Origin of the sequence: Streptomyces sp. NPDC047072 (assembly GCF_040643855.1) — a bacterium.
Taxonomy (GTDB): domain Bacteria; phylum Actinomycetota; class Actinomycetes; order Streptomycetales; family Streptomycetaceae; genus Streptomyces.
Genome location: NZ_JBEYVC010000378.1, coordinates 1 through 1,059 on the forward strand (window position 1 = coordinate 1; position 1,059 = coordinate 1,059).

Here is a 1,059-nt window from a genome sequence, read left to right on the forward strand (position 1 = left end):
CCGCGCTCTCACGGTGCGGGCCGTCCTGGCGCCCAAGAGAACCATGGCCGACACCGTCACCGGGCCCCGGCCCGAAGTCCCCGGCTTTCCCATGGAGCGGGCCGCCCGCTGCCCCTTCGACCCGCCGCCCGGTCTGCGCGAACTCCAGGAGGAGGGGCCGCTGGCGAAGGTCCGGCTCTGGGACGGCAGCGAGTCCTGGCTGGTGACCCGCTACGCCGAGCAGCGGGCGATCCTGGGCGACGCCCGGGTCAGCGCCGACACCGACCGGCCCGGCTACCCCGCCAAGGCCGGCTCCGAGGGCGGCGAGGGCAAGCTCAGCTTCATCATGATGGACGACCCCGAACACGCCCGGCTGCGCCGGATGGTGACCGCGCCGTTCGCCATCAAGAAGGTCGAGGCGCTCAGGCCCGCCGTGCAGAAGATCGTCGACGACCTGATCGACGACCTCCTGGCCGGCCCCCAACCGGCCGACCTGGTCGAGGCGTTCGCCCTGCCGATCCCCTCCCTGGTGATCTGCGAACTGCTGGGCGTGCCCTACGACGACCACGAGCTGTTCCAGGAGAACACCAAGACGATGGTCCGCTCGACCGCGACCCCCGAGGAACGGGGCGTCGCGACCCGGGAGATCGCCGGATACCTGGGCACACTGGTCGGCAAGCGACTCGCCGACCCGAAGGACGACCTGCTCTCCAGCATCGCGGGCCGTGTCGGCGCGGGCGAACTCGACCACCGGCAGGCCACGGAAATGGCGCTCCTCCTGCTGATCGCCGGACACGAGACCACGGCGAACATGATCGCCCTCGGCACCGCCGCCCTCCTGGAACACCCCGACCAGCTCGCCCTCCTGCGCGACACCGACGACCCCAAGCTGGTCGCCTCGGCGGTCGAGGAACTCCTGCGCTACCTGCACATCACCCACCAGGGCCGACGGCGCGCGGTGACCGAGGACATCGAGATCGGCGGCCAGGTCATCAGGGCCGGCGAGGGCGTGATCATGGTCAACGAGATCGGCAACCGCGACCCCGAGGTCTTCCCCGACCCCGACCGCCTCGACATCAC

1 protein-coding gene is annotated in these 1,059 nt (G+C 71.2%); it reads left to right on the forward strand.

Annotated elements, in window-relative coordinates:
• Window positions 1-43 precede the first annotated feature (43 nt).
• A partial coding sequence (locus tag ABZ896_RS52830; protein ID WP_360946713.1) for a cytochrome P450 occupies window positions 44-1,059 on the forward strand: 1,016 nt, incomplete at its 3' end.